Annotated in this window: 25 protein-coding genes and 1 other RNA gene; 20 read left to right on the forward strand and 6 right to left on the reverse strand. The window is 63.1% G+C overall.

Annotated elements, in window-relative coordinates; all coding sequences use genetic code 11:
* Nucleotides 1-43: 43 nt before the first annotated feature.
* From AC5WNI_RS03555 to hisD, 6 genes are all read left to right on the forward strand, one after another.
* A complete protein-coding gene (locus AC5WNI_RS03555) occupies nt 44-706 on the forward strand; it encodes an MlaC/ttg2D family ABC transporter substrate-binding protein (RefSeq protein ID WP_175088336.1) in 663 nt (220 codons plus the stop codon).
* A gap of 14 nt (nt 707-720) precedes the next feature.
* Nucleotides 721-1,092 (forward strand): STAS domain-containing protein, encoded by a 372-nt coding sequence (locus AC5WNI_RS03560; protein WP_254626951.1) that lies wholly within the window; start codon nt 721-723, stop codon nt 1,090-1,092.
* 223 nt (nt 1,093-1,315) lie between these two features.
* Nucleotides 1,316-1,570: a BolA family protein gene (locus tag AC5WNI_RS03565; RefSeq protein WP_043332541.1), complete on the forward strand. Its 255-nt coding sequence runs from the start codon at nt 1,316-1,318 to the stop codon at nt 1,568-1,570.
* 12 nt (nt 1,571-1,582) lie between these two features.
* Complete coding sequence (murA, locus tag AC5WNI_RS03570) at nt 1,583-2,848, forward strand: UDP-N-acetylglucosamine 1-carboxyvinyltransferase (protein WP_495928692.1); 1,266 nt, start codon at nt 1,583-1,585, stop codon at nt 2,846-2,848.
* Between the two features lie 83 nt (nt 2,849-2,931).
* Entirely contained in the window at nt 2,932-3,576 is a 645-nt protein-coding gene (gene hisG / locus AC5WNI_RS03575; RefSeq protein WP_043332537.1) for an ATP phosphoribosyltransferase, read from the forward strand.
* Nucleotides 3,577-3,764: 188 nt separating this feature from the next.
* Nucleotides 3,765-5,069, forward strand: coding sequence for a histidinol dehydrogenase (gene hisD / locus AC5WNI_RS03580; protein WP_487886000.1), 1,305 nt, complete (start codon nt 3,765-3,767; stop codon nt 5,067-5,069).
* A 116-nt stretch (nt 5,070-5,185) separates the two neighbouring features.
* On the opposite strand, the gene AC5WNI_RS03585 is transcribed toward hisD, so the two are convergent.
* Complete coding sequence (locus AC5WNI_RS03585; RefSeq protein ID WP_175088333.1) at nt 5,186-6,502, reverse strand: S1C family serine protease; 1,317 nt, start codon at nt 6,500-6,502, stop codon at nt 5,186-5,188.
* Nucleotides 6,503-6,689: 187 nt separating this feature from the next.
* Here AC5WNI_RS03585 and AC5WNI_RS03590 point away from each other — a divergent pair, with 187 nt between their 5' ends.
* Nucleotides 6,690-7,457, forward strand: coding sequence for a Nif3-like dinuclear metal center hexameric protein (locus AC5WNI_RS03590; protein WP_495928696.1), 768 nt, complete (start codon nt 6,690-6,692; stop codon nt 7,455-7,457).
* A gap of 87 nt (nt 7,458-7,544) precedes the next feature.
* Here the strand turns inward: AC5WNI_RS03590 and AC5WNI_RS03595 are convergent, their stop codons facing one another.
* Nucleotides 7,545-7,997 (reverse strand): Z-ring associated ZapG family protein, encoded by a 453-nt coding sequence (locus AC5WNI_RS03595; RefSeq protein WP_043332529.1) that lies wholly within the window; start codon nt 7,995-7,997, stop codon nt 7,545-7,547.
* Between the two features lie 513 nt (nt 7,998-8,510).
* Between AC5WNI_RS03595 and zapE the strand changes: the two genes are divergently transcribed.
* The 8 genes from zapE (at nt 8,511) to AC5WNI_RS03635 (ending at nt 15,242) form a co-directional block, all read left to right on the forward strand.
* Entirely contained in the window at nt 8,511-9,668 is a 1,158-nt protein-coding gene (gene zapE, locus AC5WNI_RS03600) for a cell division protein ZapE (RefSeq protein ID WP_043332526.1), read from the forward strand.
* 251 nt (nt 9,669-9,919) lie between these two features.
* Complete coding sequence (gene rplM / locus AC5WNI_RS03605; protein ID WP_043332524.1) at nt 9,920-10,348, forward strand: 50S ribosomal protein L13; 429 nt, start codon at nt 9,920-9,922, stop codon at nt 10,346-10,348.
* A gap of 13 nt (nt 10,349-10,361) precedes the next feature.
* The gene (rpsI, locus tag AC5WNI_RS03610; protein ID WP_043332522.1) at nt 10,362-10,751 is read left to right on the forward strand and encodes a 30S ribosomal protein S9; all 390 of its coding nucleotides are present in this window, start codon (nt 10,362-10,364) and stop codon (nt 10,749-10,751) included.
* Between the two features lie 217 nt (nt 10,752-10,968).
* The gene (gene petA / locus AC5WNI_RS03615) at nt 10,969-11,565 is read left to right on the forward strand and encodes a ubiquinol-cytochrome c reductase iron-sulfur subunit (RefSeq protein WP_175088330.1); all 597 of its coding nucleotides are present in this window, start codon (nt 10,969-10,971) and stop codon (nt 11,563-11,565) included.
* Nucleotides 11,565-12,827: a cytochrome b gene (locus AC5WNI_RS03620; protein WP_285460101.1), complete on the forward strand. Its 1,263-nt coding sequence runs from the start codon at nt 11,565-11,567 to the stop codon at nt 12,825-12,827. The genes petA and AC5WNI_RS03620 overlap by 1 nt, the downstream gene beginning before the upstream one ends.
* The gene (locus AC5WNI_RS03625; RefSeq protein ID WP_254626950.1) at nt 12,824-13,636 is read left to right on the forward strand and encodes a cytochrome c1; all 813 of its coding nucleotides are present in this window, start codon (nt 12,824-12,826) and stop codon (nt 13,634-13,636) included. The genes AC5WNI_RS03620 and AC5WNI_RS03625 overlap by 4 nt, the downstream gene beginning before the upstream one ends.
* A 215-nt stretch (nt 13,637-13,851) precedes the next feature.
* A complete protein-coding gene (gene sspA / locus AC5WNI_RS03630) occupies nt 13,852-14,478 on the forward strand; it encodes a stringent starvation protein SspA (RefSeq protein ID WP_043332516.1) in 627 nt (208 codons plus the stop codon).
* A 167-nt stretch (nt 14,479-14,645) separates the two neighbouring features.
* Entirely contained in the window at nt 14,646-15,242 is a 597-nt protein-coding gene (locus AC5WNI_RS03635) for a ClpXP protease specificity-enhancing factor (RefSeq protein WP_175088328.1), read from the forward strand.
* A 182-nt stretch (nt 15,243-15,424) separates the two neighbouring features.
* On the opposite strand, the gene AC5WNI_RS03640 is transcribed toward AC5WNI_RS03635, so the two are convergent.
* Genes AC5WNI_RS03640 through AC5WNI_RS03655 form a run of 4 tightly spaced genes read right to left on the reverse strand, consistent with a single transcriptional unit; the run spans nt 15,425 to nt 18,960 of the window.
* A complete protein-coding gene (locus AC5WNI_RS03640) occupies nt 15,425-16,003 on the reverse strand; it encodes a BON domain-containing protein (RefSeq protein ID WP_054555092.1) in 579 nt (192 codons plus the stop codon).
* 37 nt (nt 16,004-16,040) lie between these two features.
* Entirely contained in the window at nt 16,041-16,634 is a 594-nt protein-coding gene (locus AC5WNI_RS03645; RefSeq protein ID WP_043332512.1) for a phosphoheptose isomerase, read from the reverse strand.
* Nucleotides 16,635-16,655: 21 nt separating this feature from the next.
* Nucleotides 16,656-17,057, reverse strand: coding sequence for a YraN family protein (locus AC5WNI_RS03650; protein ID WP_495928703.1), 402 nt, complete (start codon nt 17,055-17,057; stop codon nt 16,656-16,658).
* Nucleotide 17,058: 1 nt separating this feature from the next.
* Complete coding sequence (locus AC5WNI_RS03655; protein WP_495928705.1) at nt 17,059-18,960, reverse strand: penicillin-binding protein activator; 1,902 nt, start codon at nt 18,958-18,960, stop codon at nt 17,059-17,061.
* A gap of 196 nt (nt 18,961-19,156) precedes the next feature.
* Here AC5WNI_RS03655 and rsmI point away from each other — a divergent pair, with 196 nt between their 5' ends.
* The 5 genes from rsmI (at nt 19,157) to AC5WNI_RS03680 (ending at nt 24,086) form a co-directional block, all read left to right on the forward strand.
* Nucleotides 19,157-20,020: a 16S rRNA (cytidine(1402)-2'-O)-methyltransferase gene (gene rsmI / locus AC5WNI_RS03660; protein WP_175088325.1), complete on the forward strand. Its 864-nt coding sequence runs from the start codon at nt 19,157-19,159 to the stop codon at nt 20,018-20,020.
* Nucleotides 20,021-20,122: 102 nt separating this feature from the next.
* An RNA gene (rnpB, locus tag AC5WNI_RS03665) (RNase P RNA component class A) lies at nt 20,123-20,475 on the forward strand.
* Between the two features lie 284 nt (nt 20,476-20,759).
* The gene (gene rsmH, locus AC5WNI_RS03670; protein WP_176676302.1) at nt 20,760-21,746 is read left to right on the forward strand and encodes a 16S rRNA (cytosine(1402)-N(4))-methyltransferase RsmH; all 987 of its coding nucleotides are present in this window, start codon (nt 20,760-20,762) and stop codon (nt 21,744-21,746) included.
* 250 nt (nt 21,747-21,996) lie between these two features.
* Nucleotides 21,997-22,317, forward strand: a complete 321-nt coding sequence (gene ftsL / locus AC5WNI_RS03675; RefSeq protein ID WP_175088323.1) for a cell division protein FtsL — start codon at nt 21,997-21,999, stop codon at nt 22,315-22,317.
* A 107-nt stretch (nt 22,318-22,424) separates the two neighbouring features.
* Nucleotides 22,425-24,086, forward strand: a complete 1,662-nt coding sequence (locus AC5WNI_RS03680; RefSeq protein WP_054555193.1) for a peptidoglycan D,D-transpeptidase FtsI family protein — start codon at nt 22,425-22,427, stop codon at nt 24,084-24,086.
* Nucleotides 24,087-24,106 lie beyond the last annotated feature (20 nt).

Below are 24,106 nucleotides of genomic sequence, written 5' to 3' on the forward strand. Positions count from 1 at the left end.
CTTCGCGTTCCAGCACGATGCACATTTTCAAGGAGCAACCCTGATGACCTCTAGCCTCAAGAAGCTGTTTCGTCCGTTGAGCGTGCTGAGCCTGTCCGCCCTGATGGCGCTGAGCCCGCTGGCCATGGCCGCCCCGCAGGAGCCGGACGTGCTGCTGCGCGACACGGTCGAGGGCCTGACCACCAAGATCGATAGCCGCGAGAGCTACTACAAGGACAACGTCGACGAGCTGGAAAGCCTGGTGGATTCCGCGCTGAAGCCGGTGGTGGATTATCGCTATATCGCCGCCAGTGTGATGGGCAAGTACTTCAAGGGCGCCTCTCCTGAGCAGCGCACCGAATTCTCCAAGGTCTTCCATGACACCCTGATCGGCACCTATGCCAAGGGTCTGGTGAGTTTCGATTACGCCAGGCTGGACGTGAAGGACAGCGAAGGCGAGCGTCGCTATGAAGACCAGGACACCGTCTACATGGACGTGGTCGATACCAAGGGCAAGGTCTACCCGGTGGCCTATTCCATGCGTCTGCGCAACGACGAGTGGAAGGTGGTCAACGTGATCGTCAATGGCGTCAACCTGGGCCTGACCTTCCGTAACCAGTTCGACCAGGCCATGCGTGACAACGGCCGCGACATCGATGCCGTCATCAAGGGCTGGCAGCCGGATGTCGACCTCGAGAAGGGTGAGGGGGATCAGGGCAACGGTTGAGCCCTGTCGTCGCCATGACCATGAAAACTCTCTTCGATCGCGAGGGCGTCACGCTGGAAGCCGGTGACGCACGGTTGAGCCTGAGTGGCCAGCCGGATTTCGACAATGCCGCAGAGCTGGCGGATTCCGGCAGGAAATGGCTGGGGCGCCGCGATGATGGGGTATCCATCGATCTCTGCGGCGTGGATAGCGCCAGCACCGCTACCCTGAGCGTGCTGCTCGAGTGGCAGCGCCATCTGGCGGAGCATGGTGGGCATGTCACTCATCTCGCGCTGTCCCCCGCCTTGAGCCGACTGGCGGCAGTCTCCGGACTGGAAAACCTGCTGCCGGGGCTGAATGTCGCTGAGATCAGCGCAGAGCCCCCGCTGTCACTCGAGACGTCCTGAGCCAGCGGTGGCCTGATTGTCTGTCAGGCTGCACCGCTTTGCTGGATGCTAGAGGCTTGTCCTAATCGCCATTCATGCGCGCGGCAACGTGGAGGCAGCGATTGACTGCCAATCGCGTTCCCGCGCGCTTTTGATTACCATGTGCGGTCATATCGCATCGATCGTCGCGCAAGGATTCCCTGCCACGATCCCGACATGTACCGCGAAGGAGTCATCGCCCGTCATGCAACCGAATGATGTCAAGGCCCTGCTCGAGGCTCGTATCGAGAACGTCGATTTTCATATCCAGGGTGAGGGCTGCAATTTCCAGGTCGTCGCCGTGGGGGATGTCTTTGCCGAGCTGAGTCGCGTCAAGGCCCAGCAGCTGGTCTACTCCGCACTCAATGACGAGATCCGCTCTGGCGCGCTGCATGCCATCAGCATTCGTACCTATACCCCGGCGCAGTTCGAAGCTGCCGCCGGCAACGCTCAGGGTTGACCGGAACATTTCATGGATAAGCTGATCATCACTGGCAACGGGCCGGTCAACGGGGAAGTCTGGGCCAGCGGCGCCAAGAATTCGGCACTGCCCATTCTGGCAGCCACGCTGCTGTCGGAAGGTCCCGTGACCATCAGCAACCTGCCGCATCTGCAGGACATCACGACCAGCCTCGAGCTGCTCGGGCGCATGGGCGTCGAGCCGGTGATGGGCGACAACATGACCGTGCAGCTCGATGGCTCCAAGGTCGAGCATTGTCACGCGCCCTACGACCTGGTCAAGAAGATGCGTGCCTCGATTCTGGTGCTGGGCCCGCTGCTGGCGCACTTCGGTAGTGCCGAGGTCTCGCTGCCGGGCGGCTGCGCCATCGGCTCGCGTCCGGTGGATCTGCACATCCGTGGCCTTGAGGCGATGGGGGCCGAGATCACGGTCGAGAATGGCTACATCCGCGCCAAGGCGCCGGGTGGCCGCTTGAAAGGCGCGCGTATCGTCTTTGACGTCGTGACCGTCACCGGTACCGAGAACCTGCTGATGGCCGCGACCCTGGCCGATGGCCGCACCGTGCTGGAAAACGCCGCGCGTGAGCCGGAAGTCGTCGATCTGGCCGAGTGCCTGATCGCGATGGGCGCCAGGATCACGGGCCAGGGCTCCGACACCATCGTCATCGACGGTGTCGAGAAGCTGCACGGTTGTGAATACTCCGTCATGCCGGACCGCATCGAGACCGGCACCTTCCTGGTCGCGGCGGCTGCCTCGCGCGGCAAGGTGCGTGTCACGCGTACGCGTGCCGACACCCTGGACGCCGTACTGGCCAAGCTGGAAGAAGCCGGCGCCACCATCACCACCGGTGATGACTGGATCGAGCTGGACATGCACGGCAAGCGCCCGAAGGCGGTCAATATCCGTACGGCGCCGTACCCGGCATTCCCCACCGACATGCAGGCCCAGTTCGTGGCGATGAATGCGGTCGCGGAAGGCGCCAGCACCGTGATCGAGACCATCTTCGAGAACCGCTTCATGCACGTGCAGGAGCTCAACCGCATGGGCGCCCACATCGCGCTCGAGGGCAACACCGCGGTCGTGACCGGCACCGAGCGCCTGTCCGGCGCGCCGGTGATGGCGACGGACCTGCGCGCCTCTGCCTCGCTGGTGATCGCGGCGACCGTCGCCGACGGCGAGACCATGGTTGATCGCATCTATCACATCGACCGCGGTTACGAGTGCATCGAAGAGAAGCTGTCCGGGCTGAACGTGATCATTCGTCGCTCCGCCGGCTGATCAGTGGCCCACCTCGCGCTGTCGGTGTTGATTGACCGACAGCGCGTGCCGAATTCCTACGTACAAGCACGGGCGAATACCCCATGAGCAAGCAACTGGTCGTCGCCCTCTCCAAGGGGCGTATCCTCAAGGAAACCCTGCCGCTGCTGGCTGACGCTGGCATCGAGCCGCTGGAAGATCTCGACAAGAGCCGCAAGCTGCTCTTCGATACCAATCTGCCGGACGTCAAGCTGGTCATCATTCGTGCCACCGACGTGCCGACCTACGTGCAGCTGGGCGCGGCCGATCTCGGGATCGCCGGCAAGGACGTGCTGCTCGAGCATGGTGCCGAAGGCCTGTACGAGCCGCTGGACCTGGAAATCGCCAAGTGCCGCCTGATGACCGCCGGTGTCGTCGGTCAGCAGCAGCAGGGCGCTCGCCGCCGTGTCGCGACCAAGTTCGTCGATGTCGCGCGTCGCTATTACGCCGAGCAGGGCATCCAGGCCGAAGTCATCAAGCTTTACGGCGCGATGGAACTGGCCCCGCTGATGAACCTGGCCGACGAGATCGTCGATATCGTCGACACCGGCAACACCCTGCGCGCCAACGGCATGGAGCCGCGGGAGCTGATCACCGACATCAGCACGCGTCTGGTGGTCAACAAGGCCGCCATGACAATGAAGCACGATCGTCTCAAGCCGTTGATCGATCGCCTGCGTCAGGCCGTGGAAGCTCGCCGCGAGGCGTGATGGCGGCGTGCTGTTGGCATCGGTCGGATACCCAAGGTCGCATAGATGACCGTGGCAGAAGATGACGCTCGAAACGCCAGCTGCCGCCCCCTGCTCATCACGATGCTTTTCAAGATGATGCGGGCAGGCGCTGGACAGAGCCCGTCCGGTTCAGCCTTCTCTGCCAAGCAATGAGAAAAGAGGTTCGCATGGATACCTTGATCAACCGGCTTGATAGCCGTGATACCGATTTTACCGCCCGCCTGGACCGCTTGCTGTCATGGGAAGGCGTGTCCGATGCAGAGGTTCAGCATCGAGTCACCGACATCCTCGCGCGCGTCAAGCAGGAAGGCGATGCGGCGCTGGTGGAGTTCTCCAATCGCTTCGACCGCCTGAATGTCTCGAGCATGGCCGAGCTGGTCATCGGTGCCGAGCGTCTGGCCCAGGCCTATACCGACCTGCCGGCGGATCAGCGCGAGGCGCTGGCCGTGGCTGCCGAGCGTGTGCGTGTCTATCACAAGCACCAGAAGCCGGAAAGCTGGTCCTTCAAGGACGAGCACGGCAGCCTGCTGGGCCAGAAGGTCACGCCGCTGGACCGTGCCGGGATCTACGTGCCGGGCGGCAAGGCGGCCTATCCGTCTTCCGTGCTGATGAATGCGATTCCGGCGCATGTCGCGGGCGTACGCGAGATCATCATGGTCGTGCCGACGCCGGACGGCGTGGTCAATGAGCTGGTGCTGGCCGCGGCGCACCTGGCGGGTATCGACCGTGTCTTCACCATCGGCGGCGCCCAGGCCGTGGCGGCGCTGGCCTATGGCACCGAGAGCGTGCCGCGGGTCGACAAGATCGTCGGCCCCGGCAACATCTACGTGGCGACTGCCAAGCGTGCGGTGTTCGGTCAGGTCGGTATCGACATGATCGCCGGACCGTCCGAGATTCTGGTGGTCAGCGATGGTGTGACCGACCCGGACTGGCTGGCGATGGACCTGTTCTCCCAGGCCGAGCATGACGAAGATGCTCAGGCGATCCTGATCGGGTGGGATGACGAGCACCTGGCCGCCGTCGAGGCCTCCATCGAGCGCCTGGCGCCGACCATGGAGCGCGCCGAGATCATCCTGACCTCGCTGCGTGAGCGCGGTGCCCTGATTCGCGTCAGCGGGCCGGAGCAGGCGCTGGAGCTGACCAACCGCATCGCGCCGGAGCACCTGGAGCTTTCGGTGGCGAATCCCGAGGAGTGGGTCGAGGGCGTGCGTCACGCCGGCGCCATCTTCATGGGCTCGCACACCTCCGAGGCGCTGGGCGATTACTGCGCCGGGCCGAACCACGTGCTGCCGACCTCCGGCACCGCGCGCTTCTCCTCGCCGCTGGGCGTCTATGACTTCCAGAAGCGTTCCTCGCTGATCCAGTGCTCGCCGGAAGGCGCGTCAGTGCTCGGGCGTACAGCCTCGGTGCTGGCACACGGCGAGTCACTGACGGCGCATGCGCGCAGTGCCGAGAATCGCATTCTCGACTGAGGTTGAGACTGAGCCTTGTCTGGTCAGTAAAAGAAGCCCCGCGACGGACACCGTCGCGGGGCTTCTTTCATCATGGAGCGGGTGTTCTGCTCAAGGCGTCGCGCCGATACTCTGGCTCAGTCCTTGTCCTGCAGGGTCGGTTCGGCGGCCGCCGGCGTGTTGTCGGGAATCGGGCGCTCGCCGACCTTGACGTCGATGTCCAGTGTCTTGCCGTCACGCAGCAGGCGCAGTTCCAGCGCATTGCCGGGTTTGACGGCGGCGATGTCGGCCATGGCCAGGCGTGCATCCAGCAGGCGCTTGCCGCCGATGGCGGTCAGGATATCGCCCGGACGCAGGCCGGCGCGTGCGGCAGGGCCGTCACGCAGTACGGCGGCCACCACCACGCCTTGCGGGGCGCTCAGGCCGAAGGAGTGCGCCAGCGACGGCGTCAGTTCCTGCACTTCCAGGCCCAGCCAGCCACGAATCACGCGACCGTGATCGACCAGCGATTCGAGGATGTCGCGCGCCAGGTTGGCGGGGATGGCGAAGCCGATGCCCTGCGAGCCGCCGGAGCGCGAATAGATGGCGGTATTGATGCCGACCAGTGAGCCGTCGGTGTTGATCAGCGCGCCGCCGGAGTTGCCGGGGTTGATCGCGGCATCGGTCTGGATGAAGTCTTCATAGGCGTTCAGGCCAAGATGGTTGCGCCCGGTGGCCGAGATGATGCCCATGGTGACCGTCTGGCCGACCCCGAAGGGGTTGCCGATCGCCAGCGAGACATCGCCGACATGGACCTGGGCGGAATCGGCGATCGCGACGGTGGGCAGGTTGTCGAGATCGATCTTGAGTGCCGCGAGGTCGGATTCCGGGTCCACGCCCACGACCTTGGCGAATGTCTCGCGGCCATCGCGCAGGGCGACCTGAATCTGGTCGGCGCCCTGGATGACGTGGTTGTTGGTCAGGATATAGCCGTCGCTGGAGAGAATGACGCCGGAGCCCAGGCTCGACAGCATGCGCTGGCTGCGCAGGGCGTCCTCCCCGTAGAACTGGTTGAAGAAGGGATCGGACATCAGCGGATGCTTGCTGTCGTCCTTGATCTCGCGCGAGGAGTAGATGTTGACCACCGCCGGTGCGGCAGCGTCCACTGCGGCCTGATAGCTGGCCGGGCCGCTGTTGCGCTGCAGCGGCGGTGCTTCACGCAGTACCGGGTCTGCCGACTCTTCGCGCTGCGCCGCTGACAGCGTCAGGCTCGGAGGCGGCAGTACCTGCTGATTGGCGGCGGAGTTCCGTGACGGGCTCGGATAGGGGGTGTTGCCTGCCTGCTCGCTCTGCTGCGGGGCGGGCTCGCCCAGGCCCAGCGTCGGAAAGCGGTCCAGCACGACGACGGCCAGCAGGACGCCGGTGACGACGGGCCATAGTAGCGGGAGCAGTGTACTGCGAAGAGAACGGGGCATCGGATTACCTGATGAAAAGTCTGCGCATCGACGCGATGCTGCGGACATGAAGATGGATAGCCTGATAGTCCGCGTGCCAACGCGAAGGGATGGCCCCGGTCAAGGCGCGACACGCTTACATGGCGCCGATGCGCCGTTACAATGCTCGCCAGTGTAACACTCGATGATTCTGACTGCTGGAGGCCCAATGGCTGATCGTGACACGCTGATGAAGGCACTGGATGGCTGTCTGGAGGCGCAGGCCTTCAAGGACTATACCGTCAATGGCTTGCAGGTGGAGGGGCGTCGTGAGGTGCGCCGGGTGATGACCGGCGTGACGGCCAGTCAGGCGCTGCTCGATGAGGCGATCGCCTGGCAGGCCGACCTGGTGCTGGTGCACCACGGCTACTTCTGGAAGAACGAACCGGCCCAGATCACCGGCATGAAGCGTCGGCGCCTCAAGACCTTGCTGGCCAATGACATCAATCTGGCGGCTTTCCACCTACCGTTGGATGCGCATCCGACCCTGAGCAACAATGCCCAGCTGGCCGAGCGTCTGGGGCTGGTCAGTGAAGGTTGTCTGGATGGCGTGCCCGGGCGTGGTCTGGTGCATGTCGGGCGCCTGGCCGCTGAGGTGGAAGGGCTGGACAGCGCCGCGCTGGGGGCCGAGTTCAGTCGGCGTCTCGGGCGTGAGGCGCTGGTGGTGGCCGGTCATGATCGCCCCATCAAGCGCATTGCCTGGTGCACCGGCGGCGCTCAGGACTATATCGGTCTGGCCATCGAGGCCGGCGTCGATGCCTTCCTCTCGGGCGAGATTTCCGAGCGCACCACCCATAGCGCCCGTGAAGAGGGAGTGACCTACTTCGCGGCGGGGCATCATGCGACCGAGCGTGACGGTGTGCGTGCCCTGGGCGAATGGCTGGCCGCCGAGCATGGTGTGGAGCACCGCTTCGTGGATATCGACAACCCGGCGTGACATCTGATGCCGGAAACGACAACGACCACCTCTCGAGGTGGCCGTTGTCGTTGTCAGATGCCGTGAAATGTTCACGACAGCAAACGATCAGATACGCGGCGGGTTGGTGGCCGGAGTCTCGCCTTCACTCGGTTGCGGCTTCAGGCCGAAGTCCTCTGACAGGGTGCCGCGGTTGTCGGCGTAATCCCGCGGCAGGTCGACCTTGTCGGTCTCGCTGTCGTCCGGCGTGGTGTCGGTGTCCAGCAGGCGGCGCTTGAGCTGGCTGTCATCGCACAGCGCGGTGGCGCCAGTGGCCAGGTGCTGGCGCAGCTCATTGCCGGCACGCTGGATCTGGTCGGTCAGGTCGCTGGCCTTGGAGAAGTGGTCATTGAGGGCATCGCGGAACTGGGTCAGCTCCAGCTCGCGCTCAGCCAGCTTCTGGCGGGTCTTCTGATTGCGGGCCACGTTGGCATTCAGCAGGTGGTAGCACAAGGCGCCGATACCGATGCCAGCCAGAAAACAGGCAATGGCCAGGATCCAGTCAATGTTGCTCTCGTTCACGTCGCTCTCCTTGTGTCACGACTGCGGTGATCGTCACCGCTGGGGCATGGTAGCGCTGAGATACAATGCCGGTATTCAATGATGTTCCATCACGCCGATCTCGGGATCGGTCTGGTGTCCAGCAGGTCAGCGCCGCTTGCCGCTGTCCTTCTTGCCTTGGTCTTTCCTGGCTCAGTCTTTCGTGCCGCTTGCGTTTCGAAAGCGTCCACGCGCCATTATATCGGTGTGGTGCAGCGATGCGTCAATTCACTCGGCGCGCGACCTTGGTCGCCTGTCGTCGCAGCCGGTGGGGTGTGGGTGGATACCAGCCAATGCCTTGCGAGTGATGAGCGCGGTGAAAGCCACCTCGCACAGCCGATTGCTGGCCGGCGAGTGGGTAAAGCGGCCATCAAGGCGTATAATGCCGCGCAATTTCGTTCTTGCCTGCCCGCCGTGTCGGGTCAGGCGTGTTCTTGTTCTTTTCATGTCAGGCGTGCGCCAGTGCGTGGCGCCTGACCTGCAGCGGGTTTCTCAATGCCAGCACCGACGCCTCTCGAGAAGTACCAGGCAGACCTCAAGCGTGATGACTTTGCCTACGATGCCGCCCAGGAAGATGCGGTCCGCCATCTGCAGCGTCTCTACGACGACCTCGTGCGCACGCCGCGTCAGACGCCTGACAAGGTGTCCGACGCGACGGGGGGCGGCGGGCTGGGCTCCAAGGTGCGTCGTCTGTTCGGCAAGCCGTCACGCACGGCGCCTGTCGATGAAGCGCCCGAGATCATGGGCCTCTACTTCTGGGGCGGCGTGGGGCGTGGCAAGACCTATCTCGTCGATACCTTCTACGAGAGCCTGCCGTTTGCCGACAAGATGCGCACGCACTTCCACCGCTTCATGCAGCGTGTCCACAACGAGCTTGGCCACTACAAGGGCGAGAAGAACCCGTTGACTCTGGTGGCGGCCAAGTTCGCCGTCGAGGCGCGCGTGATCTGCTTCGACGAATTCTTCGTCAAGGACATCACCGATGCGATGATTCTCGCCACCCTGTTCGAAGAGCTGTTCAAGCAGGGCGTGGTGCTGGTCGCGACCTCCAATATCGTGCCGGACGACCTCTACAAGGACGGTCTGCAGCGGGCGCGCTTCCTCCCGGCGATCGACCTGGTCAAGCGTCACTGCACGGTGGTCAACGTCGATTCGGGCATCGACTACCGTCTGCGCGCGCTGGAGCATGCTGAGCTCTTCCATAGCCCGCTGGGCGATGACAGTGCCGCGCGGCTGGCGCGGGAATTCCGCTCCATCGCCGGTGCCGAAGGCCATGCCGATGAAGGTCTGAGCATCAATCACCGCGTGCTGCACGCCCTGCGTCGCCATGAAGACGTGGTGTGGTTCCACTTCGACGAGCTGTGTGATGGCCCGCGTAGCCAGAATGACTACATCGAGCTGGCACGTGAGTTCCACACCGTGCTGGTGTCCGAGGTGCCGCAGATGGGGCGCGACAGTGACGACCAGGTGCGTCGTTTCATCAACATGGTCGATGAGTTCTATGACCGTGGCGTAAAACTGCTGATGAGCGCCGCGACGCCCGTCGAGGACCTCTACACCGGCGGCAATCTGGATTTTGAATTCCAGCGCACGCTGTCACGTCTGCAGGAAATGCAATCGCGTGAGTATCTCGCGCTGCCGCACAAGCCGTGAGACCTGCGGCAAGGGCAAAATAGCCTTTGTGGTAGGCGGGCATGACATGTACAATGCGCGCTCGCTCGAACTGTTGACCGGTTCTCGAGCCATCCTGAGTCATTCACTCCTGATGGGCGAGGGCAGTCTGGAGATGAGAGGTCAGTGACTGCGCAAGCAGCATGCCGCTCGCTGCCAGACGTCGGACAACCAAGAAAAATAGGGATTGGTCGCGCACACAAGTGCAAGACCCGACTATAGGTGATTCATCCATGAAGACGTTTACTGCTAAGCCGCAGTCCGTCCAGCGTGACTGGTTCGTCGTCGACGCAGCCGGCAAGACGCTGGGCCGTATGGCTACCGAAATTGCTCGTCGCCTGCGCGGCAAGCATAAAGCCGAGTACACTCCGCACGTTGATACTGGCGATTACATCGTCGTCATCAACGCCGAGAAAGTCGCTGTGACCGGTCGCAAGGCAGAAGCCAAGACCTACTACCGTCACACCGGTTACCCGGGCGGCCTGCGCTCCATGAACTTCAACCAGATGATCGAGCACAAGCCTGAGCGCGTGATCGAACTGGCTGTCAAGGGCATGCTGCCGAAGGGCCCGCTGGGTCGTGCCATGCAGTCCAAGCTGAAAGTCTATGCTGGCTCCGAGCATCCGCACGCTGCGCAGCAGCCGCAAGAACTGAACATCTGAGGGAAGCATCGCCATGACACAGCAGCACTACGGTACCGGGCGCCGCAAGACTTCTACCGCGCGCGTCTTCCTGAAGCCGGGCACCGGCAAAATCACCGTCAACCAGCGTGACCTGAACGACTACTTCGGTCGTGTGACAGGCCGCATGGTTGTTCGTCAGCCGCTCGAGCTGACCGAAACTACCGAACAGTTCGACGTCTACGTCACTGTTGCTGGTGGTGGTGGTTCTGCCCAGGCCGGCGCTATCCGTCACGGCATCACTCGTGCCCTGATGGCTTACAACGAAGACTTCCGTCCGGCCCTTCGCGCCGCCGGTTACGTCACTCGTGACGCCCGTGAAGTCGAGCGTAAGAAAGTCGGCCTGCGCAAGGCCCGTCGTCGTCCGCAGTTCTCCAAGCGTTAAGAGAACTCGCGTCGACCACAAGAACGTCCAGTGCCCGCAAGGGCGCTGGGCGTTTTTTTTGCGGTCTTGCTACACGATTGACGAAAGCGGCTTTGGTCAAGGTGGCTTTCTTGAGTTGTGAGCGCTCTGTTCTTGCCCTTTAATACAAGCAAGCATCAAATGCTCGGCAAGTGGATGGCCCAGCATCAAGCGGTAGTGTTTGGGGGATAACAATAAAATGTCAGATCATGCTGTGAACCGAGGGCGACGCCGCTTCCTCGTCAGCGCAACTGCCGTGGTCGGGGCGGTAGGGGTGGTCGGTATCGCAACGCCCTTTCTGGCGTCCTGGCAGCCAAGTGCGCGTGCCCGTGCGGCAGGCGCGCCTGTCACGGCGGATATCTCGCGGCTGGCACCCGGCCAGCAGATGACCATCGAGTGGCGCGGCAAGCCGGTGTGGGTGGTGCGTCGCACTCCCGAGATGATCGCCGATATCCGCGCCATCCCTCCCGCAGAGCTGCAGGACCCCGAGTCACTGCGTCCCCAGCAGCCTCCTTATGTCGATGCCGTGCTGCGTTCCATCAAGCCGGAATATGTGGTGTTGGTGGGAATCTGCACGCACCTGGGCTGCTCGCCTGGTTATCGTCCCGAGATCGGCGCGGCGGATCTCGGCGCGGACTGGCCGGGCGGCTATCTGTGTGCCTGCCATGGGTCCAGGTTCGATCTCGCCGGGCGAGTCTTCACCGGAGTGCCGGCGCCTTCGAATCTGGAGGTGCCGCCGCATCGCTACGAGAGTGAGCAGGTGCTGGTGGTGGGTGTCGACGAGGAGGCTGCCTGATGGGGAATCCAAACCGTGCCAAGGCGCCGCGCGGCATCATGCGCTGGATCGATGATCGTCTGCCGGCCACCCAGTTTCTGCAGGACCACCTGACCGGCTATTACGCGCCGAAGAACTTCAACTTCTTCTACTTCTTCGGCTCGCTGGCCTTGCTGGTGCTGGTCAATCAGATATTGACCGGCATCTGGCTGACGATGAGCTATACGCCGAGTGCCGAGGAGGCCTTTGCCTCCATCGAGTACATCATGCGCGATGTGGAGTACGGCTGGCTGATCCGCTACATGCATTCCACCGGCGCCTCGGCCTTCTTCGTGGTCATCTATCTGCACATGTTCCGTGGCCTGCTCTATGGCTCCTACCGTGCGCCTCGCGAGCTGGTATGGATCTTCGGCATGTGCATCTATCTGGCACTGATGGCCGAGGCCTTCATGGGCTATCTGCTGCCCTGGGGGCAGATGTCCTACTGGGGGGCGCAGGTGATCATCTCGCTGTTCACGGCGATTCCGGTCATCGGGGCAGATCTGGCGCAGATGATTCGTGGCGACTATCTGATCTCGGGAATCACCCTGAACCGCTTCTTTGCGCTGCATGTCATCGCCTTGCCGCTGGTGATCGTCGGGCTGGTGGTGCTGCATCTGGTGGCGCTGCACGAGGTGGGCTCGAACAACCCCGATGGCATCGAGATCAAGGACAGGAAGGACGAGGCGGGGCAGCCGCTGGATGGCATTCCGTTCCATCCCTATTACACGGTGAAGGACCTCGTCGGCGTCGGCGTCTTCCTGTTCGTGTTCTGTGCGGTGATCTTCTACTTCCCCGAAGGTGGCGGCTACTTCCTGGAGACGCCCAACTTCGAGCCGGCCAATTCGCTCAAGACGCCCGAGCACATCGCGCCGGTATGGTACTTCACGCCGTTCTACGCCATGTTGCGCGCGGTCAATTATCCGCTGTTCGGCGTGGATGCCAAGTTCTGGGGCGTGGTAGTCATGGGGCTGGCAATCGCCATCCTGTTCGTGCTGCCGTGGCTGGATCGCTCGGCGGTGCGCTCGATCCGCTACAAGGGTTGGCTGTCGCGTATCGCCATCGTCATCTTCGTGGTCAGTTTCGTGACGCTGGGCGTACTGGGGGTGATGCCGCCCACGCATGAGCGCACGATCATCGCGCAGCTGGCGACCGTGGCATATTTCGCCTTCTTCATACTGATGCCGCTGTATACGCGCTTCGAGACGACGCGAGCGGTGCCTGACAGAGTGACGGGCCGATGAGCGCGCTGATGGGTGGGGCAAAGGGGTGGCTCAAACGCGGGCTGGCAGCAGGGTTGCTGGCCGTAGTGAGTCTGATGGGGTCGGGTATGGTGAGCGCGGCGAGCAGTGCGGTGCCGCTGGAGACGATGCAGCCGGATCTGCATGATCAGCCCTCGCTGCAGCGTGGCATGCAGCTTTACACCAATTACTGTCTCGGCTGTCATGGCCTGCAATATCAGCGTTACTCGCGCGCCGCGGAGGATCTGGGGATGCCCGAGGACCTGGTCGAGCAATATCTGATTCTCTCGCCAGCGCTCAAGATCAATGACACCATGCGCACGGGCATGCAGAAAGAAGACGCGGCCGGCTGGTTCGGCACGCCGCCACCGGATCTGTCGCTCGAGGCGCGTCTACGCGGCACTGACTGGATCTACACCTACCTGAAAAGCTTCTATCGCGATGCGTCACGTCCGTGGGGCGTGAACAATGCGGTCTTCCCCCAGGTCGGCATGCCGCATGTACTGGAACCGCTGCAGGGCGTGCAGGAAAAGGTCTGTGGGCAGAGTGATCTGGCGGTAGCGGGGGCGGAAATGGATCCCGACACGGGGCGTTATGCGTCCTGTGATATTCTAGAGATCACCCAGCCTGGCAGCATGACGGTTGGGGAGTTCGATCAGGCGATGTGGGATCTGACCAATTTTCTGGCCTATGTCGGCGAGCCTTCGCGACTCAAGGCTGAGAGCATGGCCCCCAAGGTGTTAATATTCATTCTGATCTTTACCTTGCTGGCGTATCTTCTCAAGAAGGAATACTGGCGCGACATTCATTGATGGCCCCCGGGGCGGGGTCTCAGTGATAATGGCGAGCCGGCAGTGACGGGCGCGCGGCTGATCAGTCGCGCGCCCGCTTGCGTCGCCTCGAGGTGGCGCAGGCTGACCCTCTGGCAGGGCCCGTTGTGACAAGGGCAGGCCAGAGGAAACTTATCCCCGTTTGTCAGGCCAAAAGCTGACACGGGCATGTCTCGAACAGATGCGAGGACAGTTTCATGGGTGTTGTGGCCAAGCGTTCATCGATGACCTTCTACTCCGGTGGTGACGACCACTTCAGCCACCGTGTACGGATCGTGCTGGCCGAGAAGGGTGTGGCAGTCGATATCATTGATGTGGATGATGACAGCCGTCCGGCCGAACTGGCCGACCTGAACCCGTACAACAGTGTGCCGACGCTGCTGGATCGCGACCTGGTGCTCTACGAGTCCAAGGTCATGATGGAATATCTGGACGAGCGTTTCCCGCATCCGCCGCTGTTGCCGGTGTATCCGGTGGCGCGCGCCCAGAGCCGTCTGTGGATGCATCGCATCGAGCGCGAATGGGTGCCGATGATGGAAACCATCCAGACAGGCACCAAGAAGGAAGCCGACAAGGCGCGCAAGGAATTGCGTGAAAGCCTGATCGGCATTTCCCCGATCTTCGACGACATGCCGTTCTTCATGAGCGACGAGTTCTCGCTGGTGGACACCTGCATTGCCCCGATCCTGTGGCGTTTGCCGACACTGGGAATCGAGCTGCCGGAGAAGCAGGTCAAGCCGCTGCTGACCTACATGGAGCGGTTGTTCGGGCGTGATGCCTTCAAGGCGTCGCTGTCCGAGGCCGAGCGCGAGATGCGCATCTGATCCGTGCGTGACCCTTCGGTCACTGATCGATCGGTCACGCATTCGGGCTTTCGCCCTCGCTCATCAGTCCGTGAATGACGGATGTGAGCGATGTGCGGGGCGTTGGCCCGTTGGCGGAATGGACTTCGGTCGTCGCTGACACTCATTGCAGTTCAAGAGGTTCTCCCATGCTTTCCAGTCGCCCTTATCTGGCACGCGCACTCTACGAGTGGCTGCTGGATAACGACAATACGCCGTACATCGTGGTGGACGCCGAGCAGGAAGGTGTCCAGGTACCGCGTCAACATGTCCAGAATGGTCAAATCGTGCTGAATATCGCACCCGGTGCGGTGCGTGATCTGTTGATCGCCAATGAAGGGGTCAGCTTCAATGCCCGCTTCGGTGGCCAGCCGATGCACGTCAGCGTGCCGACGGCGGCTCTGGTCGCGCTGTATTCGCGTGAAAACGGTGTCGGTATGGTCTTCGGTCACGAGCCGGTGATGCCGGGTGCCGATGAGATGACATTCGGTGAAGTCGCGCCAGATGCCGAGCCGGCCGCCGCGGCGCGCCCGACGCTGGCCAGTGTCGGCAGTGTTCCTGCCGAGGAAGAGGCGCCTGTCTCGGAATCAGCGGATGCGCCCATCGAGTCAGGCTCAGGCGCTGATGCCGAAGTCGCCGGTGAAGAGCAGGCGTCAGACTCGGCCAGCGACGAGCAGGGCGCTGATGACAATGATCAGCCCAAGCCGCCGCGCAAGGGGCGTCCTTCGCTGCGCGTGATCAAGTAATCCTGTCGGCAGGTGGGGCGATGGATGAGGGTTGGCCATTGTCCGCCTGGTGTCGCTCCTGTCATGAAAAATGCCCCGCAGGCTTCGGCCTGCGGGGCATCTTTTATTCTGGGTGCTATTTATTCAGGGCACTTTTCGTTCAGGGCGCTTTGCATGTCAGGTATGCAAGCGCGCCACCTCGATCAGTCGAGGTACTCGAAGACCTTGGCGATACGCTGGATACCGCCGACTTCGGAGACCTTGCTGACGATCTGGTCGGCTTCGGCGCGGGTCACGATACCCATCAGGTAGACGCTGGCATTCTCGGTGAGCACCAGGATGCGGCCGGAGTCGATGTTGGCATCCGCCGCCAGCGTGGCCTTGACGCGCGTGGTCAGCCAGGTGTCCTGCACGCGCTGGCTGGCCGGGGCATTGGCGCTGATTTCCAGCGCGTTGTGCACCTGGCGTACGCGACGCACATCCTTGGCGATGTCCGTGGCCTTCTGCTTCAGCTCGTCACTGGCGACCTGGCCGGTCAGCAGCACCATGCCGTTGTAGGAGTTCACGTTGACGTGGGCATCATTGAAGCGGGCATCGGTCTTGCCGAGATTGACCTCGATCTTGGTCTCGATGCTCTCGTCTTCCACCTGGGCGCCCAGGGTGCGATCGCCATAGTCTTCGTCGATCGGGCCGCTGTTGGTCAGGTCGGCGACGGTGGTGCAGCCGGCTAGCGTCAGGAAGCCGGCGGTGGCCATGAGGGAAAGCAGGTTCTTGGGCGTCATGCCGTTTTCTCCTGGTGAATGCCGTGGGGCGCGCGGATTACTCGTTGCTGCCGAACAGCTGATGATCAATCAGGTCGCACAGGCAGTGGATGGCCAGTAGATGGACTTCCTGGATGCGTGCCGTAGAGGTGGCGGGGACACGAATCTCGCAGTCTTCACTGCCCAGCAGTGACGCCATGTCACCACCGTCACGGCCGGTCAAGGCCACGACGCGCATGTCGCGGTCGTGAGCCGCCTGGATGGCCTGCACCACATTGGCGGAGTTGCCGCTGGTGGAGATGGCCAGCAGGATGTCACCGGGCTGACCCAGGGCGCGGATCTGCTTGGAGAACACCTCGTTGTAGCTGTAGTCGTTGGCGATGGACGTCAGCGTGGAGGTGTCGGTGGTCAGCGCGATGGCTGGCAGGCTTGGGCGCTCACGCTCGAAGCGGTTGAGCAGCTCGGAGGAGAAATGCTGGCTGTCGCCGGCGCTGCCGCCGTTGCCGCAGGCCAGGATCTTGCCGTCATTGACCAGACTCTGGACCATCATCTGGCTGGCCGCTTCGATGAAGGGCGGCAGCACTTCGCTGGCGTAGGTCTTGGTGTCAATGCTGGCGTTGAAGTGGCCGAGAATACGCGATTGGAAATCCATGATGGCTCTTGGTCGTTGGCTTCAGAACGCTTCGAAGGCGTGGCGAATCCAGTGAATGGAACGAGGGGAAGCCCCCTCCACGCCTACCACGTCGAAGCGGCAGGAACATGATAGCCCGTGCTGGGCCAGATAAAAACGCGCGGCAGTGATCAGCCGGCGTTGCTTGGTATGGGTCACGCTTTCCAGTGCGCTGCCGAAGCGGGAGTTGGCCCGGTAGCGCACCTCGATGAAGACCAGGGTCTCGGCGTCACGCATGATCAGGTCGATCTCGCCGCCCTTGGCATGCTGGTTGCGAGTGACGGGTGTCAGGCCACGCGCTGCCAGCCATTGTTCTACCTCGGCCTCGATGACGGCGCCGCGCGCTCGGGCGCGACGCTGGGGAGGCGGGTGCGCCTTGTCAGAGGGCGAGCCGGCGCGTGCCATGTCAGGGCGTGTAGGCTTCGACGGTGCGGCTGTTGGCGCCTTTCAGTGGCGGACGCGGTACGCCACCTCTGAATTCCGCCCAGGGCAGCGTGCGCTCGATGCGACCATCGTGGCGCGGGAAGAGGCTGCCGGTGGCGCCGAAGAGTTCGCCGCCCGCACCGGCCAGCATCAGCGGTACGCGCTGGGCCAGACGATAGGCATCGACCCCCATGGCGTTGAGCTTGAGCATGCGCGGTGAAGCATCGGACAGTGCGCGGTAGGTATCGACTTCCGGCAGGGATGCCTTGCCGCCTGAGGAGGCTTCCGGCACTTCCCAAGGAATGTCCACGAAGTCGACGCCATTGAGGTCGCCATCCTGATCGGGCTGCGGTGCGCCATCATAGAGATGGGAGGTGCCGTAGATCGGCAGGTCGCCCGCGTAGTAGAAGTCCAGCATCGGCGGAACCTGGCGAGCATAGCTCGGCAGCGCCAGCAGGAAGATCATGTCGATGTTGCCGGAATGGGCGCGGCCGTATTTGCTGCCGGATTTCTTGGCGGACTTCATGCGCGCCTGATCCTGGCTGGAGACCGACAGCAGGTCCTTGACGGCTGAGCTGACGGCGCCCTTGGGGTTGTAGCGCTCGACGGAGACGATATCGCCGCCTTCCTGCTCGAAGCGGTCGCGGAAGGCGCTGTAGACGCGCTGGCCCCAGGCATTGTTGGGCACCAGCGCAGCGGCGCCACGATGGCCGTCGAGTGCGGCGCGCATGGCGACCTGGCGGGCTTCGTCCTCGGCGGAAAGGCCGTACTGGAGCAGGTTGTCGGCACGGTTGCTGTCATGGGTGCCGTAGTTGAGGGCCAGCGTCGGCAGCGGCAGGCTGTTCTGGGTCTCGAGCTGACTGACCAGCTTCTTGTCCAGCGGGCCGAGCACAACCTGGGCGCCATCCATGGTGGCGCGGGCATACAGGGTCTTGAGATCCGCGCTCGAGGTATCATAGAAGCTCAGCTGCGGTGTGGCCTCGGCATTGTCGATGGCGCTGCGATGGCGTGCCTCGATGCCTTCACGGATGGCCTGGGCGATCCGCTTGAGTGAACCGGACTCGGGCAGGAAGACGGCAATCTTGCGCACCTCCTGGCCGGACAGCTCACGCAGGTCGAGAATGCCCTGCGGCATCTGGCGCGCGGCGGGGTGCTGCGGATTGGCGTCCGACCAGTCGTTGATGGCGGAGAACATCTGGTCGATGTTGCCACCGAAGCGACGCTGCAGACGCAGCAGGTCCGTCCAGTCACTGGCGGTGGGGCTGGCACTGGCCAGCTCATTGAGCTGAGTGGGCGAGAGGCGCGTGAGCTGCTCCCACAGGGTGTCGTTGATGCTCAGGTCATCGCTGTCGGCCTGCAGGGCGATCAAGGTCTGGGCGCTGGCCAGGGGTTCGCCGACCATGCCGAGTGCCAGGCCGCGTCGCTTGCGCAGTGTGCGCTGGTCATCGCTGGACATCTGTATGCCGTCCTCGAGCACCGAGGTGGCCAGGATCGTGTTCCAGCCGTCCTGCTGCTCAAGCGCGATGCGCGACAGCAGCAGGGCCCATAGCACGCGTCTCTGCGGCTCGAGGCTTGCCGGATCGATGTCGGATGCGATGGTGATCGCCTGCGCGTTGTCGCCGCTGCGTGCTAGGATGTCCGCAGCTTGCAGGCGCGTACTGGCCGCTTGCTGACCCTGTTGCTGCTCTGCCTGAGCGAGCAGGGCATCGGCCCCGGGGCCGCTTGAAAGCGGTGACTGTCCGGCACACCCTGCCAGCAGCAGGGCGGAGGCGGCGAGGCCCGCCAGCGTTCTCAGGCCGGAACGTGAACGGCGCGCGGCCTCCTGCCGGATGGCTGACGAAGTGCCCAGCGTATTGGCTGATGCACGGTTCCATGTCTGGCGCATGTACGACGGTCCCTTGGCTGATGGGCGATGTGGTCAGGGCTGCATCGCCACCTACTGTGATGAAGGGTGAAAGGCATCATGGCACTCGGTCGATCAGGGCCACGCATGCAGCGTCCTTCGGATGAAATGTCCCAAGGCAATCTGCCTGTGTCTGACGACCATTTCTACCATTGAGTTCAACGAGTCGAAGCATTGAATGTCCGAGTCTTCTGAAGGCGTATTGTACGTGGTCGCCACGCCGATTGGTAACCTCGATGATCTCAGTCCCCGCGCCGCGCGGGTGCTGGGAGAAGTGGACCTGATCGCAGCCGAGGATACCCGCCACAGTGCGCGGTTGCTGCGTCACCTGGGGCTGGAAGTGCCCATGATGTCCTTGCATGATCACAACGAGCGTGGCCGTGTCGATCAGCTATGTCAGGCGCTGGAGGCAGGTCGACGCGTCGCGCTGGTCTCCGATGCCGGCACGCCGCTGATCTCCGATCCCGGTTTCATCGTCGTGCGCGCATTGCGCGAGCGTGGATTCAAGGTAGTGCCGCTGCCGGGGCCGTGTGCGTTGATCACCGCCCTCAGCGCGGCGGGTCTGCCGACGGATCGTTTCACCTTCGAAGGTTTTCTGGCCCACAAGGGCGGCCCGCGTCAGGCGCGCCTTGCCGCGCTGCGCGAGGATAGCGCCACCCACGTGCTGTACGAGTCTCCGCACCGCATCCAGGCGCTGCTCGGCGATATTCGCGAGGTGCTTGGCGAGCGCCGGGTCGTGCTGGCGCGTGAGCTGACCAAGACCTTCGAGACCTTTCTCGATGGCACGGCAGCCGAGCTGCTGGCGCAGATGGACGCTGACAGTGATCAGACCCGCGGCGAGTTCGTGGTCATGATCGAAGGCGCGCCGGCACGTGACGGCGACGAGGCGGCCAGTGTCGAAGGCGACGCCCTGTTGCAGGTGCTGTTCGAGGAGGGCGTCGGCGTCAAGCAGATGGCCGCCATCGCCACACGTCTGGTGGGCGGGCGCAAGAAAGCCTGGTATGCCAAGGCGCAAGCCATGAAGGACGCGGCGGAGGAATAGGCAAACCTCTGTCACGCCAGAACTTTTTGCCGCTGCCATTGTTCGGCCTGCGCGGGCTTCGTCTTGTGAAAGGCCCATGACACTGGTAGTCTTGCGCGCTTGGGAGACGGCCAGACAGTCGCCGCCAGCGCAAGCTGGGGGAGGAAAGTCCGGGCTCCATAGGGCAAGGTGCCAGATAACGTCTGGGCGGCGCGAGCCGACGGCAAGTGCAGCAGAGAGAAGACCGCCTACGTCAGCTTCGGCTGACCGGTAAGGGTGAAAGGGTGCGGTAAGAGCGCACCGCGCGGCTGGTAACAGTTCGCGGCGAGGTAAACCCCACCTGGAGCAAGACCAAATAGGCCCCCTATGCTGCTGCCCGCAGTGGGGGCGGGTTGGTTGCTTGAGCCCTGAAGTGATTCAGGGCCTAGATGAATGACTGTCCACGACAAGACCCGGCTTATCGGCCATCTCCCGCCTTATAACGTCAGTGTGCTGCCATTCTTCGCGATGCGAGTGATGGCAGCACACCTTGAATTCGCATGACCGGCGCCGTCCGCTGCGTGTTTCGTGAAGACCATTGCAGTTGGATGGCAACGAACACGCAGCCGTGACAGGCGCCGGTTGTCGGTTATGGCACTTGAACTCGTGTTTCAGCCGCTTGTCTGCTGCACGCAGGTGTTGTCTCCGCTCTTATGCTGTCGGTGTCCATTGCCACCGGCTTTCACTGCTCGCATCGCGTGCCAAGGTCCAGAGTTTCGTCATGTCCAAGCCCAGCGCTCCTTCCGTTACCGAGTCTGTCGATACCGAGTCTGTCGAAGTGGCTGATCGCTTCGCGCATGTCAGTGTCATGCTCGATGGCGCGGTCGATGGTCTGATTCAGGACACTGCCGGCGTCTACTTCGACGGCACCTTCGGTCGCGGTGGCCATTCGCGTCTGATCCTGTCGCGTCTGGCACCCGAGGGACGTCTGATCGCCTGTGATCGTGACCCCCAGGCGCTGGCGGAAGCCGCGACCATCGATGATGAGCGTTTCAGTATCCATGCCGGTGAATTCGCGCGTCTTGGCGAGTATGCCGAGCATGAGGGCGTGCACGGTCAGCTGGATGGCATCCTGCTTGACATCGGCGTGTCATCCCCGCAGCTGGATGATGCCGAGCGTGGCTTCAGCTTCATGAATGATGGCCCGCTGGACATGCGCATGGACCCCACCAGTGGCGAGAGCGCCGCCGAGTGGCTGTCGCGTGCCAGCGCCGAGGACATGGCCTGGGTCTTCAAGACCTACGGTGAGGAGCGTTATGCCAAGCGTCTGGCACGCGCCGTGGTGGAGCGTCGCGCCGAGCGTCCCATCACGCGTACCGGCGACTTTGCCAGCCTGATCAAGGATGCCCATCCCAACTGGGAGAAGCACAAGCACCCGGCGACGCGTGTCTTCCAGGCGATCCGCATTCACATCAATGGAGAGCTGGATGAGCTGACCCGCGCGCTGGATGCCGGTCTCGAGGCGCTCAAGCCCGGCGGTCGTCTGGTCGTGATCAGCTTCCACTCGCTGGAAGACCGCATCGTCAAGCGCTTCATGCGTGACAAGGCGCGGGGCGATCAGGCCCCGCGAGGCATGCCGATCCGCGAAGACCAGCTCAACAAGCGACTCAAGCTGGTGGGCAAGGCGCAGAAGGCTTCGCAAAGCGAAGTCGATGCCAATGTCCGTTCGCGCAGTGCGGTGATGCGCATTGCCGAAAAGCTCAAATAGCGTCTGTGCACCCTCTGGGGAATCGTGCCTCTTTCTGCGCCTGCCTACCGGCAGGCGCGCGCGCAAGTGGGCTGTGGTGAAAGGGCGACACAAGTGTTGCCGTGCTGCAACTCTTAGCGGCTAACGCCACTTGCTGACATAATGCGCCGGGCGCTTCAAACAAGTGAGCGAACATCGCGTTTGCACGTTGGCAGTCTGCAAGGATATTCGTGATGCGGGGCATCACGTTCAGAGTGATTAGGGAGTCGGCATGGCGGGACGGAGACAGGAGGGCTGGACGGGTAACTGGCCGATCAAGGTGCAGATGCGTTGGCGTCACCTGTGTTTCGCGGTGCTGATGCTCAGTCTGCTCGGCTCTGCCGCTGCCGTCGTGATCAGCTCCCACCTCTCGCGCGGCCAATATGCCCAGCTGCAGAAGCTGGAAGCGGCGCGCGATGACGCGCGTGCACGCTGGGGGCGGCTGCTGCTCGAGGAGAGCGCCTGGTCGGCACCGGCGCGTATCGAAAGCATCAGCATCGAGCGACTCGAGATGCGCGTCCCGGATGTCCACGATGTCGAGGTCATTCGCTGATGGCCGCGCGTCGCCCGCCTTCGTCTCGCCCGCGCAAAGCCGCCGGGGCTGAGACGCCCGCTCGTACCAAGGCCGCAAGTAGTGCCCGCAAGAGCGCACGCGCGGCCATGGGGCCTGCCCGCTATCGCATCATGCTCTTCATCGTGCTGGCCGGGCTTGTCGCTCTGGTCGGCCGCATCGGCTATCTCCAGCTCTTCGATCAGCAGTTCCTTCAGGATCAGGGCGATGCACGCACCCTGCGTGTCGACAGCATCAATGCTCACCGCGGCATGATCACCGATCGCACTGGTGAGCCGCTGGCGATCTCCACGCCTGTCATCACTCTATGGGCCGACCCGCGCAAGGTGCCCGATGACCCCGTGCGATTGTCATTGCTGGCGCGCGCGCTGGGCCAGAAGCCGGATGATCTGATCGCACGCGTCCGCCGCTATCGTGATGCCGGCAAGGGCTTCATGTACATCAAGCGCCAGATGACCCCGCCGCAGGCTCAGCCAGCCATTGACCTCGACATTCCGGGCGTCAGCCACAAGCAGGAATACAAGCGCTATTACCCCTCCGGAGAAGTCTCCGCCCAGTTGATCGGCGTGACCAATGTCGATGACAAGGGGCAGGAAGGGCTCGAGCTTGCCTACAATTCCTACCTTTCCGGCACGCCGGGCAAGCGACGTGTGCTCAAGGACCGCAAGGGGCGCCTGGTGCGTGACCTGCATCTGATCAGCGAAGCCAAGCCCGGTGGCGACCTGACGCTCTCCATCGACCTGCGTCTGCAATACATGGCCTACCGCGAACTCAAGGCGGCCGTGGCGGAGCACCGCGCAGATGGCGGCACCCTGGTGATGATGGATGCGCGCACCGGCGAAGTGCTGGCGATGGTCAATCAGAAGTCCTATAACCCGAACAACCGTGCCGGGCTCGATCCCGCCGGGCTGCGTAACCGCGCGATCACCGATGCCTTCGAGCCCGGTTCGGTGATGAAGCCGCTGTCGATGAGCGCCGGCCTTGCCTCCAGCAAGTATCAGCCGGACTCGGTGATTGATACCACGCCGGGTTACATGCGAGTCGATCAGTTCACCATTCGTGACTTCCGCAACTACGGCAAGCTCGACATGGCGGGCATTCTCTACCATTCCTCGAATATCGGCATGAGCCGCATGGCGCTGAGTCTCGAGGATGATGCGGTCTGGAATCGCTACTATGAGCTGGGCCTCGGCCAGGCGCCGGGCACCGGCTTCCCGGGCGAGACGACCGGCGTGCTGCCGCCGCCGACCAACTGGTCGCGCAGCAAGCGGGCCTCCATCTCCTACGGTTACGGTATCAGCGTCTCGGCGCTGCAACTGGCCAGTGCCTACACCGCGCTCGCCAACGACGGCCGTCGTGTGCCGCCGTCGCTGCTCAAGGTCAAGACGCCACCGGTGGGCGACCAGGTGATCTCATCGGACAACGCGCACGCCTTGCTCGGCATGATGGAGAAGATCGTGCAGCCCAACGGGCCTGCCAAGCGGGCAGTGGTCGAAGGCTATCGCATCGCCGGCAAGACCGGCACCGTGCGCAAGGTGACGGCCGGTGGCTATCAGAAGACCGCCTATCGTTCATTGTTCGCGGGTGTGGCGCCGGTGTCTGATCCGCGTATCGTGACCGTGGTGATGATCGAGAACCCCAAAGGGGAAGAATATTACGGCGGTCTGGTGGCGGCGCCCGTGTTCGGGCGTGTGGTGGGCAAGGCTTTGCGCCTGCTGGATGTGCCGCCGGACAGCAAGGTCGGTGAGTAACGCTTTTCATGTGGCATGGT

The organism is Cobetia sp. PDI-12MA, from assembly GCF_059507695.1.

Excerpts from the sequence above, each read along its gene's own strand:
- AC5WNI_RS03555 (WP_175088336.1), top strand. The coding sequence starts at position 44 with ATGACCTCTAGCCTCAAGAAGCTGTTTCGTCCGTTGAGCGTGCTGAGC.
- AC5WNI_RS03560 (WP_254626951.1), top strand. The coding sequence starts at position 721 with ATGACCATGAAAACTCTCTTCGATCGCGAGGGCGTCACGCTGGAAGCC.
- AC5WNI_RS03565 (WP_043332541.1), top strand. The coding sequence starts at position 1,316 with ATGCAACCGAATGATGTCAAGGCCCTGCTCGAGGCTCGTATCGAGAAC.
- murA (WP_495928692.1), top strand. The coding sequence starts at position 1,583 with ATGGATAAGCTGATCATCACTGGCAACGGGCCGGTCAACGGGGAAGTC.
- hisG (WP_043332537.1), top strand. The coding sequence starts at position 2,932 with ATGAGCAAGCAACTGGTCGTCGCCCTCTCCAAGGGGCGTATCCTCAAG.
- hisD (WP_487886000.1), top strand. The coding sequence starts at position 3,765 with ATGGATACCTTGATCAACCGGCTTGATAGCCGTGATACCGATTTTACC.
- AC5WNI_RS03585 (WP_175088333.1), bottom strand. The coding sequence starts at position 6,502 with ATGCCCCGTTCTCTTCGCAGTACACTGCTCCCGCTACTATGGCCCGTC.
- AC5WNI_RS03590 (WP_495928696.1), top strand. The coding sequence starts at position 6,690 with ATGGCTGATCGTGACACGCTGATGAAGGCACTGGATGGCTGTCTGGAG.
- zapE (WP_043332526.1), top strand. The coding sequence starts at position 8,511 with ATGCCAGCACCGACGCCTCTCGAGAAGTACCAGGCAGACCTCAAGCGT.
- rplM (WP_043332524.1), top strand. The coding sequence starts at position 9,920 with ATGAAGACGTTTACTGCTAAGCCGCAGTCCGTCCAGCGTGACTGGTTC.
- rpsI (WP_043332522.1), top strand. The coding sequence starts at position 10,362 with ATGACACAGCAGCACTACGGTACCGGGCGCCGCAAGACTTCTACCGCG.
- petA (WP_175088330.1), top strand. The coding sequence starts at position 10,969 with ATGTCAGATCATGCTGTGAACCGAGGGCGACGCCGCTTCCTCGTCAGC.
- AC5WNI_RS03620 (WP_285460101.1), top strand. The coding sequence starts at position 11,565 with ATGGGGAATCCAAACCGTGCCAAGGCGCCGCGCGGCATCATGCGCTGG.
- AC5WNI_RS03625 (WP_254626950.1), top strand. The coding sequence starts at position 12,824 with ATGAGCGCGCTGATGGGTGGGGCAAAGGGGTGGCTCAAACGCGGGCTG.
- sspA (WP_043332516.1), top strand. The coding sequence starts at position 13,852 with ATGGGTGTTGTGGCCAAGCGTTCATCGATGACCTTCTACTCCGGTGGT.
- AC5WNI_RS03635 (WP_175088328.1), top strand. The coding sequence starts at position 14,646 with ATGCTTTCCAGTCGCCCTTATCTGGCACGCGCACTCTACGAGTGGCTG.
- AC5WNI_RS03640 (WP_054555092.1), bottom strand. The coding sequence starts at position 16,003 with ATGACGCCCAAGAACCTGCTTTCCCTCATGGCCACCGCCGGCTTCCTG.
- AC5WNI_RS03645 (WP_043332512.1), bottom strand. The coding sequence starts at position 16,634 with ATGGATTTCCAATCGCGTATTCTCGGCCACTTCAACGCCAGCATTGAC.
- AC5WNI_RS03650 (WP_495928703.1), bottom strand. The coding sequence starts at position 17,057 with ATGGCACGCGCCGGCTCGCCCTCTGACAAGGCGCACCCGCCTCCCCAG.
- AC5WNI_RS03655 (WP_495928705.1), bottom strand. The coding sequence starts at position 18,960 with ATGCGCCAGACATGGAACCGTGCATCAGCCAATACGCTGGGCACTTCG.
- rsmI (WP_175088325.1), top strand. The coding sequence starts at position 19,157 with ATGTCCGAGTCTTCTGAAGGCGTATTGTACGTGGTCGCCACGCCGATT.
- rsmH (WP_176676302.1), top strand. The coding sequence starts at position 20,760 with ATGTCCAAGCCCAGCGCTCCTTCCGTTACCGAGTCTGTCGATACCGAG.
- ftsL (WP_175088323.1), top strand. The coding sequence starts at position 21,997 with ATGGCGGGACGGAGACAGGAGGGCTGGACGGGTAACTGGCCGATCAAG.
- AC5WNI_RS03680 (WP_054555193.1), top strand. The coding sequence starts at position 22,425 with ATGGGGCCTGCCCGCTATCGCATCATGCTCTTCATCGTGCTGGCCGGG.